The following is a 23,682-nucleotide window of genomic DNA, read 5'->3' on the forward strand; positions in this document are numbered from 1 at the left end:
TTTGACATGATGAACACATGGAGGATCTCCGTACCCGCATCGCCCGCACACTGCGCCGGGAGCGTGAAGCCGCGACCCTCTCGGTCTCGGAACTCGCCCGGCGGGCCGGCGTCTCGAAGGCCACGGTCTCGCAGCTCGAGAGCGGTGCCGGGAACCCGAGCGTCGAAACGCTCTGGGCGCTGGGCGTCGCGCTCGACGTGCCGTTCGCCGTGTTCGTGGATCCGCCCCAGAGCGGGCCCACCCTCATCCGCCGCGAAGACCTCACCGGCGTGCCCTCCTCGGCCGCCGCATACAGCGCCACCCTCCTGGCCGCATCTCCCCCCGGCGCGCGGCGCGACCTGTATCTGATCTCCGCCGAACCGGGCGAGGCTCGACGCTCCGACCCGCACCACCCCGGGACCATCGAGCACGTGGTCCTGATGTCGGGGCAGGCGAGGGTCGGCCCCGCCGAGACGGCCGCGCTGCTGAACCCCGGCGACTACCTCACCTACCCGGGCGACGCCCCGCACGTCTTCGAGGCCACGGCCCCGGGCACGAGCGCCGTGCTCATCTCCGAGCTGCGCTGAGGCTCAGTCCGACGCGGCCACGGGCGACGGATCCGGGATCTCCTCCGGCTTGTAGCGCGGGAGGCGCGAGGCCGGGAGGATCGCCAGAGCGCTGATCCCGGCGAGCACGAGCAGACCCAATCGCAGTGTCGACAGGCGGGATTCCTCGTTGACGGCCACGGCGGCGTCGACCTGGGCGGGCGTCGCATCGGTGCGCTCGAGCACCACCCGCAGGTCGTCGTTGCTCACGAAGTTCACGCTGTCGAGATCGACCTGCGCGACGAGCGCGGGCGGCAGCTCCGGGTGCTCGACGACCGCACGCCCGACGCTGAGGCCCAGCAGGGAGACGAGCAGCGCACCGGCGACCGCCGTTCCCACCGCCGACGCGAGGTTCTGGGTCGTCCCGCGCAGCGATCCCACGTCACCGGCGAGCGACGACGGCGCCGAGGTGACGAGCACGTTGAAGACGAGGGTCACGAGGGCACCCTGCCCGATGCCGAAGACCACGAGCCCGAGAATGGTCGGCAGCGTCTCCCAGTTGTTGTTCACGACGTACGAGAGCCACACGAGGGCACCGGTCGTGAGCAGGAACCCGAACACCCCGATCACGCGCGGCGGGTACCGCTTGTAGAACCGCACCACGAGGGTCGCCGTGATGAACACGGTGAGGTTGAACGGCATCATCGCGATCGAGGTGTCGAAGGGCGTACGGCCCTGCACGATCTGGATGTACAGCGGGATCGTGAAGTTCACGCATGCCTCGAGCGCGACCACGATGAACATGGCGTACACCGCCGCGCGCTCCTTCGACGAGCGGAGGATGCTGAGATCGATCAGTGGCACGCGCCCCTCGGCGATCCGCCGACGCGTCCACAGGAAGAACGCCTGGCCCAGCACGATGCCGGCCACGATGAAGAGCGGCGCCGGGGAGAGACCGAGGATGTCGAACGGTGCGGCTTCGGTCGCCTCGATCGCACCCCAGCCGTTGAGGTTGTTGAAGCCGAGGGTGAGGAGCACGATCGCCGCGCCGATGAGGAACGAGGCGACGAGATCGATGCGGATGCCGGGGTCGCCGCGGTCGCCGCGCAGCGTGAAGCTGAAGGCGAAGACGAGCACGGCGATTCCGAGCACGATGAAGAACATCGGACGCCAGCCGACGAGCGTGCCCAGCGTGCCGCCGATGAGGAAGGCGGTGACGCCCGAGATCGCCCGCGCCGAACCGATCGCTCCGATGGCCGTCGCCTGCTGCGCGCCGCGGTAGTTCTCGGCGATGAGCGCGACGATCGAGGGCACGATGATCGCGGCCGCGGCTCCCGCCACCGCCTGCCCCGCGATCGCCCACCCGATGCTCGGCGCGATCAGCATGAGAACCGACGACGCCGCGAACAGCGCGATCACGACGCGGAAGATCAGCACCCACCCGACGCGCTGGCCGAGCTTCGCACCGGTCATCACGAGCGCAGCGACGGCGAGTCCGTACATGACGATGGTGGTGCTCGCGACGGTGGGCGGCACGCCGAACTCGCTCACCATTCCGCCGAGCGAGATGGGGAGGGCCGCGACGTTGAACGACATGAGCACCTGCGCCATGAACAGGCTGATCATGGGGAGCCATGACGACTTCACGGCGACGGATGCCGTCTGCGGCACGGACTCGGTCATCGGGACTCCTCGGGGGCGAGTACAGCGGAGGGTGCAGCGGCAGGGGCGGACGCGAACAGGTTGAGCCCGAGGGCCCGGGAGAGGTAGCCGATCGCGCGCTGCGAGCGGACGGAGTTGCCGGCGCCGTCGAGACGCGGTGAGAAGCCCGCGACGGCACCCTTGCCGGGGGCGACGGCGACGATGCCTCCGGAGACACCGGACTTGGCCGGAAGCCCGATCTCGAAAAGCCACTCACCCGAGCGCTCGTACAGGCCGCTGGAGGCGACCACGGCGAGCGTGTCACGGCACACCCCCGCGGAGACCACGCGCTGCCCTGTGATCGGGTTGACGCCGCCGTCGGCCAGCGTCGCGCCCATCACCGCCAGGTCGTGCGCGGTCACGGCGAGAGCGCACTGACGGGTGTAGACGTCGACGACCTCGTCGGGGTCGCCCTCGAGGCGCCCGTAACTGGTGAGAAGGCGTCCGAGCGCCCGGTTGCGGTCGTTCGTGCGCGCCTCGGAGGCGTAGACGACGCCGTCGAGCCCAAGCGCTCGCCCGGCGAACGCCGACAGCCCGTCGCGGACGCGCTCCCACTGCTCGGCGGAAGTCTCACCCGGCATGAGCGCGGTGGTCGCGATCGCGCCGGCGTTGACCATGGGATTCATCGGATGCCCGGCGTTCAGCTCGAGCGCCATCACCGAGTTGAAGGGCAGGCCCGTGTTGTTGACGCCGACGATCTCACGGACGCGCTCGTGCCCGTGCTCCTGGATCGCGAGGGCGTAGACGAACATCTTCGAGATCGATTGGATCGAGAACGGATGCTGCGCGTCGCCCGCGTCGTGCACTCCCCCGCCCACCTCGATGACGGCGAGTCCGAAGAGTTCGGGGTCTACCTCGGCGAGCACGGGGATGTAGTCGGCGACGGTGCCGTCCGAATCCTCGGCGAAGCGTGCGTGCGCGTCGCCCACCAGCCGCTCGACGTCTCCCCACCCGGGCAATGCCCCGGTCGAGACCTGCTGCGGGACGTCGTCCCATCCGGCCGTGTCCACGGGCTCTCCTCGCGTTCGACGACGCCCCAGCCGTCGATCGCCACGATAGCGCTCGAACGCCCCCGGCAGAAGAGGTCTGCCGGGGGCGTTCGGTGGTGCCTGCGGGATCAGTACCAGTTCATCGCCTGCGAGTGTCCCCAGGCGCTGCACGGGGTGCCGTAGACCGAGGAGATGTAGCCCAGGCCCCAGGCGATCTGCGTCGCGGCGTTGGTCTGCCAGTCGCTGCCGGCCGACGCCATCTTGCTGCCGGGGAGCGCCTGCGGGATGCCGGTCGCGCCGCTCGGGTTGTAGGCCTGGTAGTTCCAGCTCGACTCCTTCTGCCACAGCGAGCTCAGGCAGGAGAACTGGTCGTCGCCCCAGCCGTACTGGTCGGCCGCCATGACGCGCGCGGTCGCCTTGGCACCCTCGGCCGTGTTCGACGAGGCGAGGGCGGCGGCAGCCGCCTCGGCCTCTGCTTGCGCCTGTGCGGCGGCAGCGGCGGCCGCTTCGTCCGCCGCCTTCTTCTCCTGCGCGGCGGTGAAAGCCGACTGGAGTGCGGCGGTCTGGGAGATCACCTTCTCGGTGTTCTGCTGGGCGATGACCGTCGTGAGCGTGAGCTCGACGGCCGGAACGACCTTGCGACCGTCGAGAGAGTCGACGTTGCTCTGCAACTGCGCGGTCTCGACGGCGGGGACGACTCCGCTCAGGTCGAAGCCGGCGGCGTCGATCTCGGCGGAGAGCGCATCGGCCGCGTCGATGGCGTCGGTCGCCGCGGTCGCGGTCGCGGCGACGTCATCCGACGCCTCGACGGGCGTGTTGCCCGTGGTCGCCGAGGGCGATGCGTCGACGGTGTGGGTGGCGCCGGCAGCCGGGCCCGCGACGAGTCCGGCGGTCAGCGTGATGCCGAGCATCGCGCCGACGGCGGTGCCGAGGAGCAGCAACGGACGGCGCGAACGGACGGCCGAGTGGGCGGTGGCGGCCTCGAGGGCGCGCCGGGAAGCACGGGTGTTCTGAAGGTGAAGCAAAGAATCGACTTTCGGGTCGTCGAGCGCCCGGACCTGCGGACAGGGCGGCTCATCGGGAGCCGACTCATCGGACGCAAGTCATCGATTCTGTGTCATCTTTCTGGACGAACCCTCCGTGGAGGCTGGAAGGAATATAGGTCTCACCTGGGCTTTTCATGAGAAAAGGGCCCTGTGGTCGCATTTCTGCGGCCCCAGGGCCCTTTTCGGATGCCGAAGACTCGGCGTCCTGATCGGAATCAGGCGTTGGCGTCCTGACGCTTGAGACGAGCGGTCTCGCGCGCACGCGTGTTCGCATCGAGGTTCACCTTGCGGATACGCACGGACTCGGGCGTGACCTCGACGCATTCGTCGTCACGCGCGAACTCGAGGCTCTCCTCGAGCGTGAGCTGACGCGGCGGCGTCATCGACTCGAAGGAGTCGGAGCTGGCCGCACGCATGTTGGTGAGCTTCTTCTCCTTGGTGATGTTGACGTCCATGTCGTCGGCGCGCGAGTTCTCGCCGATGACCATGCCCTCGTAGACCTCGGCGGTCGGCTGCACGAAGAACGACATGCGCTCCTGCAGGGCGATCATCGCGAACGGGGTGACGACACCCTGGCGGTCGGCGACGATCGAGCCGTTCTGACGCGTGGTGATCGCGCCGGCCCACGGCTCGTAGCCGTGCGAGATCGCGTTCGCGATGCCGGTGCCGCGGGTCGTGGTGAGGAACTCGCTGCGGAAGCCGATCAGACCGCGCGACGGGACGATGAACTCCATGCGCACCCAGCCGGTGCCGTGGTTGGTCATGTTGTCCATGCGGCCCTTGCGGTTCGCGAGGAGCTGGGTGATCGCGCCGAGGTGCTCCTCCGGCGTGTCGATCGTGAGGTGCTCGAAGGGCTCGTAGGTCTTGCCGTCGATCTTCTTCGTGACCACCTGCGGCTTGCCGACCGTGAGCTCGAAGCCTTCGCGACGCATGTTCTCGACGAGGATCGCGAGGGCGAGCTCACCGCGGCCCTGGACCTCCCAGGCATCCGGGCGTCCGATGTCGACGACCTTGAGCGAGACGTTACCGATGAGCTCCTTGTCGAGACGGTCCTTGACCATGCGCGCCGTGAGCTTGTGGCCCTTGACCTTGCCCATCAGCGGCGAGGTGTTGGTGCCGATCGTCATCGAGATGGCGGGGTCGTCGACCGTGATCGCCGGGAGCGGGCGCACGTCTTCGGGGTCGGCGATCGTCTCGCCGATCGTGATGTTCTCGAAGCCCGCGATCGCGACGATGTCTCCGGGGCCGGCGGACTCGGCCGGGTACCGCTCGAGCGCACGGGTCTTGAGCAGTTCGGTGATGCGGGCGTTGCTGGTGGTGCCGTCGGAGCGCACCCAGGCGACCGTCTGGCCCTTCTGCAGCGTGCCGTTGAACACGCGCAGCAGCGCGAGGCGGCCGAGGAAGGGGCTGGAGTCGAGGTTCGTGACCCAGGCCTGCAGCGGCGCCTCATCGTCGTAGGCCGGAGCGGGGACGTGCTCGAGGATCGCCTCGAACAGCGGCTCGAGGTCGTCGTTGTCGGGCAGGGAGCCGTCGGCGGGACGGTTCTGCGACGCCGCGCCGGCACGACCGGACGCGTAGACCACCGGCACGTCGAGCAGGGCGTCGACGTCGAGGTCGGGCACATCGTCGACGAGGTCGGACGCCAGGCCCAGCAGCAGGTCGTGGGCCTCCTCCTCGACCTCCGCGATGCGGGCGTCGGGACGGTCGGTCTTGTTGACCAGCAGGATGACGGGGAGCTTGGCCTCGAGCGCCTTGCGCAGCACGAAGCGGGTCTGCGGGAGCGGGCCCTCGCTCGCGTCGACGAGCAGCACGACGCCGTCGACCATCGACAGACCGCGCTCGACCTCACCACCGAAGTCGGCGTGGCCGGGGGTGTCGATCACGTTGATCGTGATCTCCTTGCCGTCGGCGTGCTTGCCCTTGTAGGTGATCGCCGTGTTCTTGGCGAGGATCGTGATGCCCTTCTCGCGCTCGAGATCGTTCGAGTCCATCGCACGCTCTTCGACGTGCGAGTGCTCGCCGAACGAGCCGGTCTGGCGGAGCATCGCGTCGACAAGAGTGGTCTTGCCGTGGTCGACGTGAGCGACGATGGCGACGTTGCGGAGGTCAGAGCGGAGGGCGTGAGCCATGCAGGAATCCTAAGAAGAGGAGTGGGAGGAGTCGGGAAACCGACGTTCCAGGATAACGCACGCGCAGGACCCCCGGCTGAACGGAGGCCGTACCATCGGAAAAGTGAGGCACGAACAGGCAGACCGACCGCTCTGGAACCCTACGGCGGCACCGTCCGCGCCGCGGCTGTGGTGGGAGATCGCGATCGTGCTCGCCCTCGGTCTCGGCCAGTCGGCGATCTACGCGATCGTCCAGCTCGCCTACCGGCTCACCGACGACACCCCCCTCGCCGACCAGACCGCGACGCTGAACCCCTCGCGCAGCGACCGCGAGGTGTTCGACCTGATCTACCAGGTGCTCTCGATCGGATTCTCGCTGGTGCCGGTGCTGCTCGTCTGCTTCCTGCTCTGGCAGCGCCGTCGACCGCACCTCGCCCGTCTCGGCCTCGACGGCACCCGCGTCGGCGGCGACATCGGCCGCGGCGCACTCCTCGTGCTGGCCATCGGCATCCCGGGCCTCGGCCTGTACGTCGCCGGCCGGGCACTGGGCCTGTTCGTCGCGGTGAACCCGGGCGGACTCGACACCCACTGGTGGACGATCCCCATCCTGCTGCTGGCAGCCGCGCGAGCATCGCTGCAGGAGGAGTTCGTCGTGCTCGGCTACCTGTTCGCCCGACTCAAGCAGCTGGGCTGGTCTCCGTGGACCATCATCATCGCCACCTCGGTGCTGCGGGCGTCTTACCACCTGTATCAGGGACCGGGAGCCTTCATCGGCAACCTCGCGATGGGGCTGCTGTTCGGCTGGCTGTTCCTGCGCACCGGACGCCTACTGCCGTTCCTCGTCGCGCACTTCCTCATCGACGCGACGGTGTTCGTCGGCTACCCGTGGGCGGCGGCGACGTGGCCGACGCTGTTCGGCCTCCCGGGCTGACCGCCCGAGGGCTCTGGCCGGCGCGAACTCGCGCTCAGCCGGCGTTCGCGATCAGCACGGCACCGATCGCCCAGAGCACGATGGCACCGAGGGCGAGGAGAGCACGTGCGTCCCACTCACGGCGGATCGGAGCATCCGCCCCGTTCGCCGCATCCCAGCGGTCACGGATCTCGGTGAGATCACGGATGCCCGCCGGGGCCTTGGATACTTCACCCTCGGCCGCACCACGACGAGAGGGACGCGCGCGGGCGGGTCCGCCGTAGGCGCTGACGCGCGAGTCGTCGTCGAGGGAGAACTCCAGCTGCCAGCGGAAGTCCACGTCGCGGACGCGGGCCCAGCCGAAGGAGGTGCGGCGGAGCATGTTCTGCACGACGACGCCTCGGCCGTCGATGCGCACCATCGACACGAAGCTGAGCTCGTAGACGACCCACATCCCGAGCAGCACCCAGGGTGCCACCAGGAGCATCTGCGTCCAGCTGCCGCGCACGACCGTGTCGCCGAGCAGGAAGAGAGCGAGCGCTCCCGAGGTCACGAGCACGGCCGTGCCCGAGGACGCGCGGAAGATCCGCGCGTCCTCGGGCTTATCGGCAGCGGTCACGCGCCGCTTCCGCCGAGCGGGATGGACGCACCGGGGATCGCCTGGAGCAGACGATCCGTGTACTCCTCCTGCGGGTTGGCGAAGATCTCGTCGACGGTGCCCTGCTCGACGATCCGGCCCTTCTCCATGACGCACACCAGGTCGCTCGACACGCGCACGACCGCGAGGTCGTGGGTGATGAACAGGTAGGTCAGGCCGAGCTCCGACTGCAGTTCGGCCAGGAGCTGGAGCACCTGGTCCTGCACGAGCACGTCGAGGGCCGAGACGGCCTCGTCGAGCACGATGATGTCGGGCTTGAGCGCGAGAGCGCGGGCGATCGCGACGCGCTGACGCTGACCACCGGAGAGCTCGTTCGGGTAGCGCGTCGCCAGGGCCCGCGGAAGGGCGACCTGGTCGAGCAGCTCCTCCACGCGCTCGCGGTGCGAGGCGCGGTCGCCGACACCGTGGATCTGCAGCGGCTCGGCGATGGTATTGCCGATGTTGCGCAGCGGGTCGAGCGAGCCGTACGGGTCCTGGAAGACGGGCTGCATGCGGCGGCGCAGACCGAACGCCTGCGCGTTCGACAGCTTCGACACGTCCTGCCCGTCGATCTCGATGGTTCCCGCGGTGGGCTCCTCGAGCTTGAGCACCATCTTCGCGACGGTGGACTTGCCCGAGCCGGACTCGCCGACCAGAGCCAGCGTCTTGCCCTTGGGGATCTCGAACGACACGTCGTCGACCGCACGGAAGGCCTCGCTGCGGAAGCCGCCCTGACGGATCTTGTAGTCCTTCGTGAGTCCGGCCACGCGCACCGTCGGCGGGAGGGCCGAGAGGTCCTCGAGGGTCTCGATCCCCCTGTCCTCCACGACCGCCTGGATGCGCTGCGAGGCGACGCTGGGCGCCGCCGCGACGAGGCGCTTCGTGTACGGGTGCTGCGGGTCCTCGAGGATCTGCCGGCTGGGCCCCGCCTCGACGATATTGCCACCGTTCATCACGATGATCTTGTCGGCGCGCTCGGCCGCGAGGCCGAGGTCGTGCGTGATGAGGAGCACCGAGGTGCCCTTGTCACGCGTCAGCGAGGCCATGTGATCGAGGATCACGCGCTGCACCGTCACGTCGAGGGCCGAGGTCGGCTCGTCGGCGATCAGGAGCTTCGGGTCGGCTGCGAGGCCGATCCCGATCAGCGCGCGCTGGCGCATGCCACCCGAGAACTGGTGCGGGAACTGGTGCAGTCGACGCTCGGCGTCGGCGAGACCGGCCTGCTGCAGCACCTCGATCGCACGGGCCTTGACGGCCTGACGCCCCTGGGCGATGCCGTTGGCGCGGATGGCCTCCTTCACCTGGAAGCCGATGCTCCACACCGGGTTCAGGTTCGACATCGGGTCCTGCGGCACGAAGCCGATGTCGCGGCCGCGCACGCTCTCGATGGCCGTACGGCTCAGCGTCGTGAGTTCCCGCCCCTCGAGGGTGATCGATCCGCCCGTCACCGTGCCGGTGCCCGGCAGCAGGTTGACGATCGCCGTGGCGGTCGTGGACTTGCCGGAGCCCGACTCCCCCACGATCGCGACGGTCTCGCCCGGGAAGACGTCGAAGCTGATGCCGTGGAGCACCTCGCGCAGACCCTCCTGGGTGCGGAAGGCGACCTTGAGGTCGCGGATGCTCAGCAGGGGCGCCTGATCGGTGATGCGCTCGCTCATCGGCGTGCCCTCGCCTTCGGGTCGAGGGCGTCTCGGATGAGCTCACCCAGGGTCACGAACGCGAGCACCGCGAGGGTCAGCGCGATCGACGGATAGATGAGCGCCATCGGGGCGACACGGAGCGACGCCTGGGCATCACTGATGTCGTTACCCCACGACATCACGTCGCTGCCCAAGCCCACACCGAGGAACGACAGCGTGGCCTCGGCCACGATCGCCGCCGCGAGGCCGAGGGTCGAGACGACGAGCAGCGGCGCGATCGCATTCGGAATGACGTGGTTCAGCAGAATCTTGAACTTCGACTGGCCGAGCGCCTGCGAGGCCATGACGAAGTCCGCCTGACGCACGCGCAGCACTTCTGCGCGCACGACGCGGGCCGTGGAGGCCCAGGCGAACCCGCCGATCGCGAGGGCCAGTGTCCAGACCGAACGCGAGTCGCGGAACACCGTCATGACGACGACGGCCGCGAGGATGTACGGGATCGCGAAGAAGATGTCACCGATGCGCGACAGCAGACCGTCGAGCCACCCGCCGTAGAAACCGGCGAGTGCGCCCATGATCAGGCCAAGGAACGACGAGATCAGAGTGGCGATGAGTCCGACCGCGAGAGACGTCTGCGCACCCCAGGCGATGCGGGCGTAGATGTCGCAGCCCTGGAACGTGAAGCCGAGCGGGTGCCCGGCAGCCGGGCCGCCGTTGCTGTTCGCCAGATCGCAGGAGTCAGGTGGGGTGGCGGTGAACAGCGTCGGCCACACCGCCATCAGCAGGAACACGAGTCCGAGGACGACGGAGAACCAGAACAGCGGACGACGGCGCAGGTCGCTCCAGGCGTCGCGCCACAGGTTGCTGGGCTTCTCGGAGATACGGACCGCGTCGACCGCGATCGACTCGGTCTCGACCGGAGCGACGTAGTGCTTCTGGGTCGTGGGGTCAGGCATAGCGGATCCTCGGGTCGAGCAGACCGTAGAGCAGGTCGATGAGCAGGTTCACCAGGACGTACAGGATGACGAACACCGTGACGAACGAGACCACGGTCGGCCCCTCACCGCGCTGGATGGCCTGGAACAGGGTGTTTCCGACACCGGGCACGTTGAAGATGCCCTCGGTGACGGTCGCGCCGACGAGCAGCACGCCGAAGTTGGTGGCGGAGTTCGTGATCACGGGGATCAGCGAGTTGCGCAGCACGTGCACGGGGATCACACGACTGCGCGAGAGGCCCTTGCTGTAGGCGGTGCGCACCCAATCCTGGTTGAGGGTCTCGATGACGGAGCTTCGCATCAGGCGCATGCTCACGGCATAGAGGCTGAAGCCGAGGACGATGGCGGGGAGCCAGAGACCACCCCAGTCGTTGTCGGCGCCGACCGTCGGTTTGAACCACCCCAGCTTGATCGCGAGGAAGTACTGCGCGAGGAAGGCGACGACGAAGATCGGGATCGCGATCGCGACGAGCGCGACCATGAGCGACACGTTGTCGAAGATCTTGCCCTTGCGCAGCGCCGAGACGGTGCCGATGATGATCGCGAGAGTGAACTCGATGCCGATCGCCATGACGGCGAGACGGCCGGTGACCGGGAGGGTCGCGGCGAGCACGTCGGAGACCGGACGGCCCGAGAACGTGTTGCCGAGGTCACCCTGGAACACACCGGTGATGTAGTACCAGTACTGCACGATGAACGGGTCGTTCAGGTGGTACTGCTCGCGCAGCTGCTCGACGACCGCCGGGTTGGGGGTCTTGTCGCCGAACAGGGCGAGGATCGGGTCGCCGGGCATGGCGAACACGAGGAAGTAGATGAGCAGGGTGGCCCCGAAGAAGACCGGGATCACCTGCAGGAGACGTCTCAGGATGTAACCGAGCATCCGCTGTCCCTTCTGAAGGGGGAGTAAGAAAACCGTGCGAACACAAGCCTGTGAGGCGGTGACGAAAATCGTCACCGCCTCACAGGTGAAGTGCCGTTAGATCTTACTCGCCGGCCTTCGTGATCTCGTAGTACAGCGGGACGGAGTTCCAGCCGAACGTGACGTTGTCGACGTTCTCGCTGAATCCACCGGTCACGTTGGAGTACCACAGCGGGATGGCGGGCAGGTCCTGGAACAGGACCTCCTGAGCCTTGGTGAAGTCCTCGATCTGCGCGTCGGAGTCGGGGTTGCTGATACCGGCCGAGATGAGCTCGTCGAACGCGGGGTTCGAGTAGTCACCGTCGTTGGAACCGGCGCCCGTGGCGTAGAGCGGTCCGAGGAAGTTGTACAGACCCGGGTAGTCCGCCTGCCAGCCCGAACGCGCAGCCGTGGTGATGGTGCGGTCGTTGATCTTCGTGCGAAGGTCCTGGAAGGTGGGGTACGGGTCGCCCGAGGCGCTGATGCCGAGGTTGTTCTTGATCTGGTTGCTCACCGCGTCGACCCAGGCGTCGTGCCCACCGTCGGCGTTGTACGCGATCTTGAAGTCACCCTCCCAGGGGGCGATGGCGTCGGCCTCGGCCCACAGCTCCTTCGCCTTCTCCGGGTTGAAGTCGAGAACCTCGCTACCGGGGACCGAGTCCGACCAGCCGGCGATGACCGGCGAGGTGAAGTCGGCGGCCGGGGTGCGCGAGCCCGAGAAGATGGTCTCGGTGATCTCTTCGCGGTTGATCGCCATCGACAGCGCCTGACGACGCAGCTTGCCCTCTTCGCCCGAGAAGTGCGGGAGGAACTGACCGATGGTGAACGACTGGAACACGGCCGAGGGCTGGTTCACGGCGCGGTCGCCGAGCTCGTCGGTGAAGACGGCCAGCGAGTTCGTCGGGATCGCGTCGATGACGTCGACCTCGTTCGAGAGCAGGTCGGCGTACGCCGCTTCCTGCGTCGCGTAGAACTTGATCGTCAGGCCACCGTTGGCTGCCTTGCGGCCGCCGTCGTAGTCGTCGTTGCGGACGAGGTCGATCTGCACGTCGTGCTGCCACGCGTCGTCGCCGTCGATCTTGTACGGGCCGTTGCCGATCGGGTTCTGACCGAACGCGTCCATGTCCTCGAAGGCCACGTCCGGGAGCGGGTAGAACGCCGAGTAGCCGAGACGCAGAGCGAAGTCGGAGGCCGGCTTGTTCAGCGCGATGGTGAAGGTGTAGTCGTCGACCTGCTCCAGGCCCGTGAGCTCGGAGTCCTCGTCGTAGCTGAAGCCCTCGATGTCCTCGAAGAAGTAGCTCGACAGGTGGCCGTTGGAGAGCTTCGCGCCCTCGTTCCACGCCTTGATGAAGTTGTCGGCGGTGACCTCTTCACCGTCGGTGAAGGTGAGGCCTTCCTTGATCTTGACCGTGAGGTGCTGCGGATCCTCGGTCGTGATCTCCTCGGCGACGTCGTTGACGGGCTCGCCGTCGGCGTCGTAGTAGATGAGCCCTGCGAAGATCTCGTCGAGGATCTTTCCGCCGCCGACCTCGTTGGTGTTGGTCGGGATCAGCGGGTTCTCCGGCTCGGAGCCGTTCGTGGTGATGATGGCGTCCGGGTTCGCCTCGCCCGCGGCGCTGCCGCCGTCGGAGTCGTTTCCACCACCGCTCGCGCAGCCCGCGAGCGCCAGGGCGCCGATCGCGAACAGCGCGGTGCCCGCAAGGGCGATCTTGTTGCGCTTCACTATGTGTCCTCCTAGGACGTGTACTTCTGACTGCGCGCTCATCGTCGAGCACGTAGGGATATTTCAGAGTATCTCGGCATCCGGCGCCCGACGCGCCCGGCTAATCAACCGTTACTGAGTGGTGACCATCTGAAACATCGCCGAAACACACGGCAACACGCCGTAAAACTTCCGACGGCACCGTCTCCCGGAGGAAACGGTGCCGTCGGCGTGTTATCGGATCAGGCGAACGCCTCGATCGGCGGGCAGGCGCACACGAGGTTGCGGTCGCCGTACGCCTGGTCGATCCGCCGCACCGGAGGCCAGTACTTGCCGGCGATCAGCGCGTGCACCGGATAGGCGGCCTCTTCGCGGGTGTACGCGTGCGTCCACTCCCCCGCGATCAGCGACACGGCCGTGTGCGGTGCGTGCACGAGCGGGTTGTCGTCGGCCGACCAGCGACCCGCCGCGACGGCATCCGCCTCGGCCTTGATCTGGATCATCGCCTCGATGAACCGCTCGATCTCGGCCAGGTCCTCCGACTCCGTCGGCTCGACCATCAGGGTGCCCGCGACCGGGAACGACATGGTCGGCGCGTGGAAGCCGTAGTCGATCAGACGCTTCGCGACGTCGTCGACGGTGATGCCCGTCGCCTCCTTCAACGGGCGCAGGTCAAGGATGCACTCGTGCGCGACCCGCCCGTTCTCGCCCGTGTAGAGCACCGGGTAGTGCTCGCCCAGACGAGCGGCGATGTAGTTCGCCGAGAGCACGGCCGCGGCGGTCGCGCGCCGCAGGCCCGCACCGCCCATCATTCGCACGTAGGCCCACGAGATCGGGAGCACGCCCGCCGAACCGTAGGGGGCACCCGAGACGACGCCGCCGGCGAAGACGTGGCCTCCCGCGTGCTCCGCGCGCTGCGCGAGGGGGTGCGAGGGCAGGTAGGGCGCGAGATGCGCCTTGGCCGCGACCGGCCCGACACCCGGTCCGCCACCGCCGTGCGGGATCGCGAACGTCTTGTGCAGGTTGAGGTGCGAGACGTCGCCACCGAGGTCGCCGAAGCGCGCGTAACCGAGCAGCGCGTTGAGGTTCGCGCCGTCGACGTACACCTGACCGCCCGCATCGTGCACGGCGGAAGTGATCTCGACCACGTCGTGCTCGTACACGCCGTGGGTCGACGGGTAGGTGATCATCAGCGCCGAGAGCTCGCCGGCGTGCGCCTGGATCTTCGCCCGCAGATCGTCGAGGTCGACATTGCCGAGCTCGTCGCACGCGACGACGACGACCTTCATGCCGGCGAGCACGGCGGATGCGGCGTTCGTGCCGTGCGCCGACGACGGGATCAGGCACACCGTGCGCTGCTCGTCGCCGTTCGCGAGGTGGTAGCCGCGGATCGCGAGGAGCCCCGCGAGCTCGCCCTGCGAACCCGCGTTCGGCTGCAGCGACACCGCGTCGTACCCGGTGACCTCGGCCAGCCACGCCTCGAGCTGATCGATCAGCTCGAGGTACCCGGCGACGTCGGATGCCGGGGCGAACGGGTGGATGCCCGCGAACTCGGGCCACGTGATCGCCGCCATCTCGGTGGCCGCGTTGAGCTTCATCGTGCACGATCCCAGCGGGATCATGCCGCGGTCGAGCGCGTAATCGCGGTCGGCGAGGCTCTTGAGGTAGCGCATCATCGCCGTCTCACTGCGGTGCGCGTGGAAGACGGGGTGCGTGAGGAACTCCTCCTGGCGGAGCAGCCCTTCGGGCAGGGCGTTCGCGTCGCCGACGAAGGCGAAGGCACGCTCGGTGCGGCCGCCGAAGACGCGGGCGACCTGCAGCAGTTCGTCGACGGTCGTGGTCTCGTCGACCGAGATGCCCACGGTGTCGGCATCCGCCGCGTGCAGCAGGATGCCGTAGCCGTGGTGGGCCTGCTCGACGTACTCGGCCGCGCGCCCGGGGACACGCACCTGCAGCGTGTCGAAGAACGCGTCGTGCACGACGTCGGCGCCGTCCTCGACGAGCCAGGAACGCAGCAGCCCGGCCTTGCCGGCCACGCTCCGGGCGATCGCCGTCAGCCCATCGGGCCCGTGGTAGACCGCGTACATCGAGGCCATGACCGCGAGCAGCACCTGCGCGGTGCAGATGTTCGAGGTCGCCTTCTCGCGACGGATGTGCTGCTCGCGCGTCTGCAGCGACAGGCGGTACGCGGGCTTGCCGTCGGCGTCGACCGACACACCGACGAGACGGCCGGGGAGCTGACGCTCGAGACCGGCACGCACCGCCATGTATCCGGCATGCGGGCCGCCGAAGCCCATCGGCACGCCGAAGCGCTGGGTCGTGCCCACGGCGACGTCGGCACCGAGGGCTCCCGGCGAGGTGAGAAGGGTCAGCGCGAGCAGGTCGGCCGCGACGACCGCCAGGCCACCGGCGAGATGCGCCGCGTCGATCGCGGCGGACGGGTCCCACACGCGACCGGAGGCACCGGGGTACTGCACGAAGACGCCGAACAGTTCGGCCGGCAGCTGCTCGCCCGCGGCGAAGTCCACCGTGACGAGACGGATGCCGACGGCATCCGCGCGGTTCTCGAGGAGCGCACGCGTCTGCGGAAGGGCATCGGCGTCGACGGCGAACACGTCGGTCTTCGCCTTCGACGCGCGGCGAGCGAGGAGCATGCCCTCGGCGACCGCGGTGGACTCGTCGAGCATCGACGCGTTGGCGGTCGAGAGCCCGGTGAGGTCGGCGACCATCGTCTGGAAGTTGATGAGCGCCTCGAGGCGGCCCTGCGAGATCTCGGGCTGGTACGGCGTGTAGGCCGTGTACCACGAGGGGTTCTCGAGCACGTTGCGCTGGATCACCTGCGGGGTGATCGTGCCGTAGTAGCCGAGACCGATCATCGGCCGGTTCACCGTGTTGCGCGCGGCGAGGGAGCGCAGTTCCGCGAGCGCCTCGGTCTCGCTGACGGCGGCGGGGATGCTGCTGCCCGCGAGCGCGGACTCCGACGGCGCGGCCGTGAAGATCGACGACGGCACCGCCTCGGTCATCAGCGCTTCGAGCGGCCCCTCGGGGTCGGCGTCCGGTCCGATGCCGAGCGCGTCGAGCATCCGACGCTGCGCGTCGGCCGTGGGTCCGATATGACGATCGGCGAAAGAGACCACGTGCGGATCAGCCCTCCGTGAGTGCGACGTAGGCGTCGCGATCGAGCAGTCCGTCGGGCGCTCCGCCGGCGACGGAGACCTTGATGAGCCAACCGCCCGCGAAGGGCTCGGCGTTGACGAGCGACGGGTCGTCGACGACGGCGTCGTTGACCTCGACGACGGTGCCGGTCACGGGCGCGTACAGCTCGCCCACCGACTTGGTCGACTCGATCTCGCCGACGACGGTGCCCGCGGCGACCTCGGTGCCCACGGCGGGCAGTTCGACGAAGACCACATCACCGAGCTTGTCGGCGGCGTAGTCGGTGATGCCGACGGTGAGGGTGTCGCCGTCCACGGCGATCCACTCGTGCTCCTCGGTGTAGTGCAGGGTGCTGAGATCGGTCATTTCGTCCTCCGGTAGAAAGGCAGAGCGGTCACGGTCGCGGGGATCCTCGTCCCCCGCACATCCAGGAATACTGCGGTTCCCTCTTCCGCGGAAGAAGGGGTCACGTAGGCCATCGCGATCGGATGGCCGAGAGTGGGGCTGAGCGCACCACTGGTGATCTCGCCGAGCGGGGCACCGGCGGCATCGACGACGCCGTAGCCTGCACGGCCCGCGCGCTTGCCCTCGGCGACGAGCCCCACGAGCACGGGGGCATCGGCCGCGGCATCCACCGCGTCCTTGCCGATGAAGCTCGGCTTGTCGGCGGCGACCACGCGGCCGAGCCCCGCCTGAGCGGGCTTGGTCTCGGTCGTGAGCTCGTGCCCGTAGAGCGGCATTCCCGCTTCCAGCCGCAGGGTGTCGCGGGCGGCGAGCCCCGCCGGCACGAGGCCGTGCGGCTCTCCGGCGGCGAGGACTGCGTCCCACAGCTCCGTGGCATCGTCGGCGCGCACGAGGAGTTCGAAGCCGTCCTCACCCGTGTACCCCGTGCGGGCGATGAGCAAGGGCTCATCGAGGAACGTCGCCTGGGCCCAGGCGTAGTACTTCTGCTCGTCCCAGGGCACGCTGAGGGCGTCGATGCCCGCCGTGTCGGCCAGGATCGCCTGCGCCGCCGGGCCCTGCACCGCGATGAGGGCGAACGAGTCCGAGACGTCCTCCACGTCGACGCCGCGGTCGCCCAGGAATCCGGCGAAGCTGCGCTCCTCGCCCTCCGCGCGCTCCTGCTGCCGCTCGATGATCGAGGGGAACGAGCGCACGCGCGAGGCGAAGGCGGAGTCGACGAATCCGCGGTTGCCGGCGTTCGCGATCACCAGGAATCGATCGTCGGCGATGCGGTACGCGATGACGTCGTCGACGATCCCGCCGTCGGCGGCCAGGACCAGCGAGTACTTGGCCTTGCCGACGGGCATCGCCGAGATGCGGCCGGCGAGCGCGTAATCGAGGAACTCCCCCGCGTATGGCCCGGTGACGAGGAACTCCGCCATGTGCGAGATGTCGAAGAGACCAGCCGACTGACGCACCGCGTGATGCTCGGCGAGGTCGGAGGTGTAGCGCACCGGCATCTGCCAGCCGCCGAAGTCGGTGAACGACGCGCCCAGCGCCTCATGGCGCTCGCGGAGCGGGGTGTAACGGGGATCGGACATGGAGTTCTCCCGGATGCAGACGGGCGGAACGACGGCATCGCCGTTCCTCGGAACTCCCCCTCTGTCATGGGCCTGAGAGTTTCGCCCGCGCTGACGCAGGGCTTTCACCGTCGGCGGATCCCCCGACCGGCGGGATCGCTTTTCAGAGTGGCCGGAACCGCGCGGTACGCGTACCTGAGAGATTGGCGGGGAGGCTTGCTCCTTCGGTGCCCGGCTGCGTTCGCCGGGGCTCTCCCGCGGGGGTCATTCGGCCCGTGTTCGATTGTGCGCCCAGTCTAGCGGGTCTCCGCCGCGAGCTCCCGCCTGACCTCGTCGCGCAGACGGCCGAGGTTCTCGGGCTCGGGCGCGGCTCCCAGCAGCGTCTTCGTGTAGGCGTGCTGCGGGTTCAGGATGACCTCGTCCGCCGGCCCCCGCTCGACCACGTCGCCCTTGTAGAGCACCATGATCTCGTCGGAGAAATGACGGGCCGTGGCGAGATCGTGCGTGATGTAGAGCACGCCGAGATCGTCTTCGCGCTGCAGATCCGCGAGGAGGTTGAGCACCCCGAGACGGATCGACACGTCGAGCATCGAGACCGGCTCATCGGCGACGATGAAGCGCGAACCCGGCGCGAGGGCGCGCGCGATCGCGACGCGCTGGCGCTGCCCGCCCGAGAGCTCGTGCGGCTTCCGCTCGGCGAAACCCTTCGCGGGCGACAGTCGCACGCGGTCCAGCAGTTCCAGAGCGCGCTCGTGCACCTGCGCCCCGCTCAGCTCGGGGTGGTGGATGCGCAGCGGTCGCTCGAGGTGGTGGACGATCGAGTGGAACGGGTTCAGCGAGGCGAACGGGTCCTGGAACACCATCTGCACGTCGGAGCGGTAGCGGGCGAGTGCCTGTCCGCGCGTGCCGGTCTCGGTTCCGTCGAGCAGGATCTGACCACTGGTGGGCGTCTCGAGCTTCATGAGCATGCGCGCGATCGTGGACTTGCCCGAGCCCGACTCCCCCACCAGCGCGATCGTCTTGCCCGTCTCGAGCGTGAAGGAGACGTCCTTCACCGCGTGCAGGATGCTGGTCTTGACGCCCGACCGCAGGTGGAAGTCCTTCGTGAGGTGCCGCGCCTCGAGCGTGCGCGCGGTGGCACCGGCATCCGTGTGGGCGCTCATCGCACCTGCTCCTGACTCTCGTGCATTCCGGTGCGGACGAAGTCCCCGCGCTCTCCGCGCAGACTGGGGAAGCTCGACAGCAGCCGCTTCGTGTACTCGTGCTGGGGAGAGCGGTAGATCTCCTCGGCGGTTCCCTGCTCGACGATCTCGCCCTGCAGCATCACGGCGATGCGGTCGGAGATCTCGATCAGCATCGGGAGGTCATGGGTGATGAAGATCACCGCGAAACCGAGCTTCTCGCGCAGCCGCATGATCTCGCGGATGATCCCGCGCTGCACCACCACGTCGAGCGCCGTCGTGGGCTCGTCCATGATCATGACCTGCGGGTCGAGGGCGAGGGCCATCGCGATCATCATGCGCTGGCGCATGCCGCCCGAGAGCTCGTGAGGGAAGCTCGTCAGCCGCGAGGGGTCGACGCCCACCAGCGTGAGCAGCTCCTCGGCGCGCTCCTTCTTCGCGGCGCGCGTCATACCGGGGCGATGCGTGTCGAAGATGTCGTACATCTGCGCCCGCACATCGATCACGGGGTTCAGCGAGTTCATCGCGCCCTGGAAGACCATCGAGATCTTGTCCCAGCGGAAGGCCCGCAACCCGTCGTCGCGCAGGCCGACGATGTCGATGTCCGATCCGTCGCGGTCGTGGAAGACGATCTCGCCGCTCGTCATGAGCGCGGGTGCCTTGAGCAGCCTGTTCACTCCGTACGCGAGGGTGGTCTTGCCGCACCCGGACTCCCCCGCGAGTCCGAGGATCTCCCCGCGGTGGAGGGTCAGCGAGACGTTGCGGACGGCCTTGACCGGCGGGTCGACCTCGTACTCGATCGAGACGTCACGGGCGGTGAGGACGGCGTCGCTCATGCCACGACCCCCTTCGTCTTGGCGGCCCGCCGCACACGGCGCGCAGCATCCGGTGCATTGCGCAGTTTCGGGTTGATGATCTCGTCGATGGCGAAGTTGATGAGTGCGAGCCCCGCTCCGAGGAGCGCGATCATCACGCCCGGCGGCACGAACCACCACCAGGCTCCGCGGCCGAGCGCCTGTCCGGACTGGGCGTCGTTGAGGATCGTGCCCCAGGTGATCGAGGAGTTCGGGCCGAGTCCCAGGTACGACAGGCCCGCCTCCCCGAGGATCGCGAAGATGATCGCGAAGAGGAACTGCGCGGTCAGCAGCGGCAGGAGGTTCGGCATGATCTCGACGAGGATCACGCGGAACGACCGCTCACCGGCCACCTTCGCGGCCGACACGTAGTCGCGGGTGCGGAGCGAACGCGTCTGCAGCCGCAGGACGTAGGCGGCGCCCGCCCACGATGTGATGCCGAGCACGAACGCCACGAGCTGCCAGCTGCGCTGCGGCACGAACGACGCGATCACCATCACGAGCGGCAGGCCGGGGATCACGATCATCACGTTGGTGATGAGGGCGAGTCCGTCTTCGCGCCATCCGCCGAGGTAGCCGGCGAGCACACCGAACAGCAGCGACAGCACGATCGCGATCCCGCCCGCGGTGATCCCGACGAGCAAGGACCCCTGCGCGCCGATCGCGAGCTGCGCGAGCATGTCGTTGCCGAGCTTCGTCGTGCCGAGCCAGTGCTCGGCCGACGGCGGCTGCAGGGCCGCGTTGTCGGTGCTGCGCGGGTTCTGCGTGAAGAACGGCGCGACGATCGCGAACAGCGCGATCGCGAGCACGAGCACGAGGCCCGTGACGAACTTCGCCGAGCGGGTGGGCATCAGCCCGCGCCCCCGCTTCGGGCGGCCGGTCGCGGTCGCGAGGGTCATGGTGGTGGCCGGCTCGTCGGTCGGCTGCTCCTTGACGATCTGCATCGGGGTGAGCTTGGTGTCAGACATTCTGGCGAGCCCTCGGGTCGATGAATCCGTAGATGAGATCCATGAAGAAGTTGGCGGCGAGCACGGTGATCGTGATGACGAGGAAGAGCCCCTGCATCAGCGCGTAGTCGTTGTTGGTGACGGCCTGGAACATCAGCTTGCCGATGCCCGGGTAGGTGAAGACCTGCTCCATGACGATGGACCCGGCGACCACGAACCCGAGGGTGATCGAGAAGCCCGCGATCGACGGGATGGCCGCGTTGCGGGCGGCGTAGGTGGTGAGGATGCGCCGGGGACGCAGCCCCTTCGCCTCGGCCGTGAGCACGTAGTCCTCGGCGAGGGTCGAGACCATCATGTTGCGCATGCCGAACAGCCATCCGCCCACCGAGCTGATCACGATCGTGACCGCCGGGAGGATCGCGTGCGAGACCGCGTTCGTGAAGAACGCCCAGGTCGGCTCCGGGCCGTCCGGGAAGTCGAAGACGTCGTAGCCGCCGAAGATCGGGAACCAGCCGAGACCGACGGCGAACACGGCGACGAGGATGAGCGCCATCCAGAAGTACGGGATCGACTGGAGCACGGTCGTGGCGGGGATCAGGTGATCGACCCACGTGCCGCGCTTCCATCCGGCCCAGGCGCCGAGCACGACGCCGAGGATGAACGAGATCACGGTGGCGGTGCCGACGAGGATCAGCGTCCACGGCAGCGCCTGACCGATGAGCTCGGCGACGGGGGTCGGGAACTTCGTCACCGAGACGCCCAGGTCGCCCTGGAACATCCGCCCCCAGTACGAGAGGTACTGCTCCCACAGCGACGAGTCGTCGCCGCCGAGGAGGAGTTTGATGTTGCGGATGGTCGTCTCCGAGACGTCACCGCCCGCGCGTTGCATCTTGGCGATCATGATGTCGGCAGGATTGCCCGGCATCATGCGGGGAAGCAGGAAGTTGATGGAGATCGCGGCCCACAGCGTGAAGGCGTAGAACCCGATCCGTCGTGCATAGAACTTCATGTATGTCTTCCTTGACTTCCTGCTTCCCCGTTGTCGGTGCTTACTTGACCGGCTGCAGATGCGTCAGGACGTAGCCCGCCGCGATCGCGCCCCACGAGGGCGGGAACGCGTACAGGTCGTCCTCCGTCGGCCAGCCCGTGTAGTCCTTCGTGTTGTAGAAGGTCTGGGTGGCGTTGATCACCAGCGGGATGTACGGGAGGTCACGGACGATCTCGGTCTGGATCGTCGCGTACAGCTCCTTCTTCGTCGCCTCGTCGTTCGTGCTGATCGCCGACTGGATCGCGGCGTCCACGGTCGGGTTGTCGTAGCGGCTGAAGTTCCAGCGCCCGGTGGGGATCTCCTCGCCGACGGGGCCGGTCGATGCGACGGCCGTGCCGCCGAACCAGTCGCGGTAGATCTGGAACGGGTCGGCGACCGAGGTGCCGATCATTCCCCCGACGATGAGCTGGTACTCGCCGCTCTGGCGGGTGTCGGAGAATTCCTGCCACTGCACGGTCGAGGCGTTGATCTTGATACCCGCGGCCTCGGCCTGCTCGGCGATGAGCTTCGCGGCGTCGTTGTAGTCGGTCCAGCCGTCGACCGAGGTCAGGCTGAGCTCGACGGGCACGCCGTCCTTCTCGTAGATGCCGTCGGAGCCCTTCGTGTAGCCGGCGGCCTCGAGGATCGATCCGGCCTCGGCGGCGTTGGCCTCCTGCGGGCTGAGCTCGTTCGCGGGGTCGGCGACCCACTTCTCGTCACGCGGCAGCAGGGCGTAGGTGGGTGAGATCTCGGCGGTCAGGTCGACGAACGCCTTCTCCTTGATGGTGCCGCGGTCGATGGCGGCGTTGAGCGCCTGGCGCACGGCGACGTCGGTCTGCGGACCGGTGCAGCCGAGGTCGGCGTTGGAGCAGGTGTAGAGCACCGTCGGGTCCTGCGGCGTGTTGATCCAGTCGATCGCGCCGTTCGCGGTGACGTCATCCGGGTTCGGGATGAACATGCCGGTCCAGTCGAGCTTTCCGGCCGCGAGCAGGTCCTGCGCGGTCTGGTTGTTGTCGACCGCGATGTACTGCACCTTCTTGACGCCGAGGTCGGCGGCGTCGCGGAAGTTCTCGTTCGCGACCAGGGTGTAGGACTCGCTCGTGGTCTTGTCGACGACGTAGGCGCCGGATCCGACCGGATCCTCGTTGGCGAAGTTGGCGTAGTCGTCGACGTCCTTCCAGATGTGCTCGGGGAGGATGTACGTCGAACCGAGCCGCTGGAACTCGGTGGTGTACTGCGCGCTGTCGTAGGTGAGCACGACGGTGGTGTCGTCGGTGGCTTCGGCCGAGACGAGCCCGTTGGCGTCGGGGCTGTTGGCCTCGTACCCGAACGAGAACGCGACGTCGGCCGCGGTGAGGGGCTCGCCGTCGCTCCACTTGAGGTCGGGCTTGATGGTGACGGTGATCACCGTGCCGTCCTCGTTGTACTCGTAGGTGTCGCCGATCAGGCCGACCGGCTCGGTGTCCGCGGTCTTGTTGAAGAAGAACAGCGGCTCGTAGATCGGGCCGAGCGCGCCGTGGAGCACGGTGGGCGCGAAGGGGTTGTAGTTGGCCGTGATCGGGGTCTGGCTGCCCGCCCAGACACGGAGGGCGCGGTCGCCGTTCGCGTCGGAGTCGCCGCTGCCGCCCGAACCGCAGGCGGTCAGGCCCAGAGCGAGGACGGATGCCCCCGCTACCGCGGTGAGCGCGATCTTGCGCTTGCCATTACGGATCATTCTTGATTCCTCTCGGTGCTGCACTGCAGGAGGGGTGCTCCGGGTGTGGAGCCGATCCTCGGGGGTGGGGATCGTGGCCGTCGTCGGCTGCTCTGCCGAGCGACGGGGTTTGTTAGGACAGTAACCTAAC

Annotated in this window: 19 protein-coding genes and 1 riboswitch; of the genes, 2 read left to right on the forward strand and 17 right to left on the reverse strand. The window is 68.2% G+C overall.

The genetic code is table 11. The annotated features are described in order from the left end of the window. The first annotated feature begins 17 nt into the window (after positions 1-17). A complete protein-coding gene (locus ACIQTT_RS05065) occupies positions 18-566 on the forward strand; it encodes a helix-turn-helix domain-containing protein (RefSeq protein ID WP_402786884.1) in 549 nt (182 codons plus the stop codon). A gap of 3 nt (positions 567-569) precedes the next feature. Here ACIQTT_RS05065 and ACIQTT_RS05070 read toward each other — a convergent pair whose 3' ends face one another. The 4 genes from ACIQTT_RS05070 to typA all read right to left on the reverse strand — a co-directional run bounded on the left by ACIQTT_RS05070 (position 570) and on the right by typA (position 6,389). Further along, complete coding sequence (locus ACIQTT_RS05070) at positions 570-2,207, reverse strand: MFS transporter (protein ID WP_402786887.1); 1,638 nt, start codon at positions 2,205-2,207, stop codon at positions 570-572. Then, positions 2,204-3,235: a glutaminase A gene (glsA, locus tag ACIQTT_RS05075; RefSeq protein WP_402786890.1), complete on the reverse strand. Its 1,032-nt coding sequence runs from the start codon at positions 3,233-3,235 to the stop codon at positions 2,204-2,206. Before glsA ends, ACIQTT_RS05070 begins: the two co-directional genes overlap by 4 nt. Positions 3,236-3,342: 107 nt before the next feature. Beyond that, the gene (locus ACIQTT_RS05080) at positions 3,343-4,239 is read right to left on the reverse strand and encodes a phospholipase (protein ID WP_402786893.1); all 897 of its coding nucleotides are present in this window, start codon (positions 4,237-4,239) and stop codon (positions 3,343-3,345) included. Between the two features lie 236 nt (positions 4,240-4,475). Further along, positions 4,476-6,389 (reverse strand): translational GTPase TypA, encoded by a 1,914-nt coding sequence (gene typA, locus ACIQTT_RS05085; protein WP_402786896.1) that lies wholly within the window; start codon positions 6,387-6,389, stop codon positions 4,476-4,478. 103 nt (positions 6,390-6,492) lie between these two features. On the opposite strand from typA, the gene ACIQTT_RS05090 reads away from it, so the two are divergent. Next, complete coding sequence (locus tag ACIQTT_RS05090) at positions 6,493-7,299, forward strand: CPBP family intramembrane glutamic endopeptidase (protein ID WP_402786899.1); 807 nt, start codon at positions 6,493-6,495, stop codon at positions 7,297-7,299. A 34-nt stretch (positions 7,300-7,333) separates the two neighbouring features. Here ACIQTT_RS05090 and ACIQTT_RS05095 read toward each other — a convergent pair whose 3' ends face one another. The 13 genes from ACIQTT_RS05095 to ACIQTT_RS05155 form a co-directional block, all read right to left on the reverse strand. After that, positions 7,334-7,897 carry a PH domain-containing protein gene (locus tag ACIQTT_RS05095; RefSeq protein WP_402786902.1) on the reverse strand — a complete coding sequence of 188 codons (564 nt, stop codon included), beginning with the start codon at positions 7,895-7,897 and terminating at the stop codon, positions 7,334-7,336. After that, positions 7,894-9,573 (reverse strand): dipeptide ABC transporter ATP-binding protein, encoded by a 1,680-nt coding sequence (locus ACIQTT_RS05100; protein WP_402786905.1) that lies wholly within the window; start codon positions 9,571-9,573, stop codon positions 7,894-7,896. Before ACIQTT_RS05100 ends, ACIQTT_RS05095 begins: the two co-directional genes overlap by 4 nt. Next, positions 9,570-10,511, reverse strand: coding sequence for an ABC transporter permease (locus ACIQTT_RS05105; protein WP_402786907.1), 942 nt, complete (start codon positions 10,509-10,511; stop codon positions 9,570-9,572). Before ACIQTT_RS05105 ends, ACIQTT_RS05100 begins: the two co-directional genes overlap by 4 nt. Next, the gene (locus tag ACIQTT_RS05110; protein ID WP_402786910.1) at positions 10,504-11,430 is read right to left on the reverse strand and encodes an ABC transporter permease; all 927 of its coding nucleotides are present in this window, start codon (positions 11,428-11,430) and stop codon (positions 10,504-10,506) included. Before ACIQTT_RS05110 ends, ACIQTT_RS05105 begins: the two co-directional genes overlap by 8 nt. 103 nt (positions 11,431-11,533) lie before the next feature. Continuing rightward, entirely contained in the window at positions 11,534-13,171 is a 1,638-nt protein-coding gene (locus ACIQTT_RS05115; RefSeq protein WP_402786913.1) for an ABC transporter substrate-binding protein, read from the reverse strand. Between the two features lie 221 nt (positions 13,172-13,392). Then, on the reverse strand, positions 13,393-16,233 hold the full coding sequence (gene gcvP, locus ACIQTT_RS05120) for an aminomethyl-transferring glycine dehydrogenase (protein WP_402791101.1): 2,841 nt from the start codon (positions 16,231-16,233) through the stop codon (positions 13,393-13,395). 61 nt (positions 16,234-16,294) lie between these two features. Continuing rightward, complete coding sequence (gene gcvH, locus ACIQTT_RS05125; RefSeq protein ID WP_402786916.1) at positions 16,295-16,672, reverse strand: glycine cleavage system protein GcvH; 378 nt, start codon at positions 16,670-16,672, stop codon at positions 16,295-16,297. Further along, positions 16,669-17,850, reverse strand: a complete 1,182-nt coding sequence (locus tag ACIQTT_RS05130; RefSeq protein WP_402786919.1) for a glycine cleavage system aminomethyltransferase GcvT — start codon at positions 17,848-17,850, stop codon at positions 16,669-16,671. Before ACIQTT_RS05130 ends, gcvH begins: the two co-directional genes overlap by 4 nt. Before the next feature lie 152 nt (positions 17,851-18,002). Continuing rightward, positions 18,003-18,097, reverse strand: a riboswitch (glycine riboswitch). A 28-nt stretch (positions 18,098-18,125) separates the two neighbouring features. Further along, on the reverse strand, positions 18,126-18,992 hold the full coding sequence (locus ACIQTT_RS05135; RefSeq protein WP_402786922.1) for an ABC transporter ATP-binding protein: 867 nt from the start codon (positions 18,990-18,992) through the stop codon (positions 18,126-18,128). Further along, positions 18,989-19,846, reverse strand: a complete 858-nt coding sequence (locus tag ACIQTT_RS05140) for an ABC transporter ATP-binding protein (protein ID WP_402786925.1) — start codon at positions 19,844-19,846, stop codon at positions 18,989-18,991. Before ACIQTT_RS05140 ends, ACIQTT_RS05135 begins: the two co-directional genes overlap by 4 nt. After that, positions 19,843-20,832 carry an ABC transporter permease gene (locus ACIQTT_RS05145; RefSeq protein WP_402786928.1) on the reverse strand — a complete coding sequence of 330 codons (990 nt, stop codon included), beginning with the start codon at positions 20,830-20,832 and terminating at the stop codon, positions 19,843-19,845. The genes ACIQTT_RS05140 and ACIQTT_RS05145 overlap by 4 nt, the downstream gene beginning before the upstream one ends. Then, entirely contained in the window at positions 20,825-21,820 is a 996-nt protein-coding gene (locus ACIQTT_RS05150; protein WP_402786931.1) for an ABC transporter permease, read from the reverse strand. The genes ACIQTT_RS05145 and ACIQTT_RS05150 overlap by 8 nt, the downstream gene beginning before the upstream one ends. A 40-nt stretch (positions 21,821-21,860) precedes the next feature. Further along, positions 21,861-23,552, reverse strand: a complete 1,692-nt coding sequence (locus ACIQTT_RS05155) for an ABC transporter substrate-binding protein (protein WP_402786934.1) — start codon at positions 23,550-23,552, stop codon at positions 21,861-21,863. Positions 23,553-23,682: the final 130 nt, after the last annotated feature.

It is taken from the genome of Microbacterium sp. NPDC090225 (assembly GCF_044772365.1).
Taxonomy (GTDB): domain Bacteria; phylum Actinomycetota; class Actinomycetes; order Actinomycetales; family Microbacteriaceae; genus Microbacterium.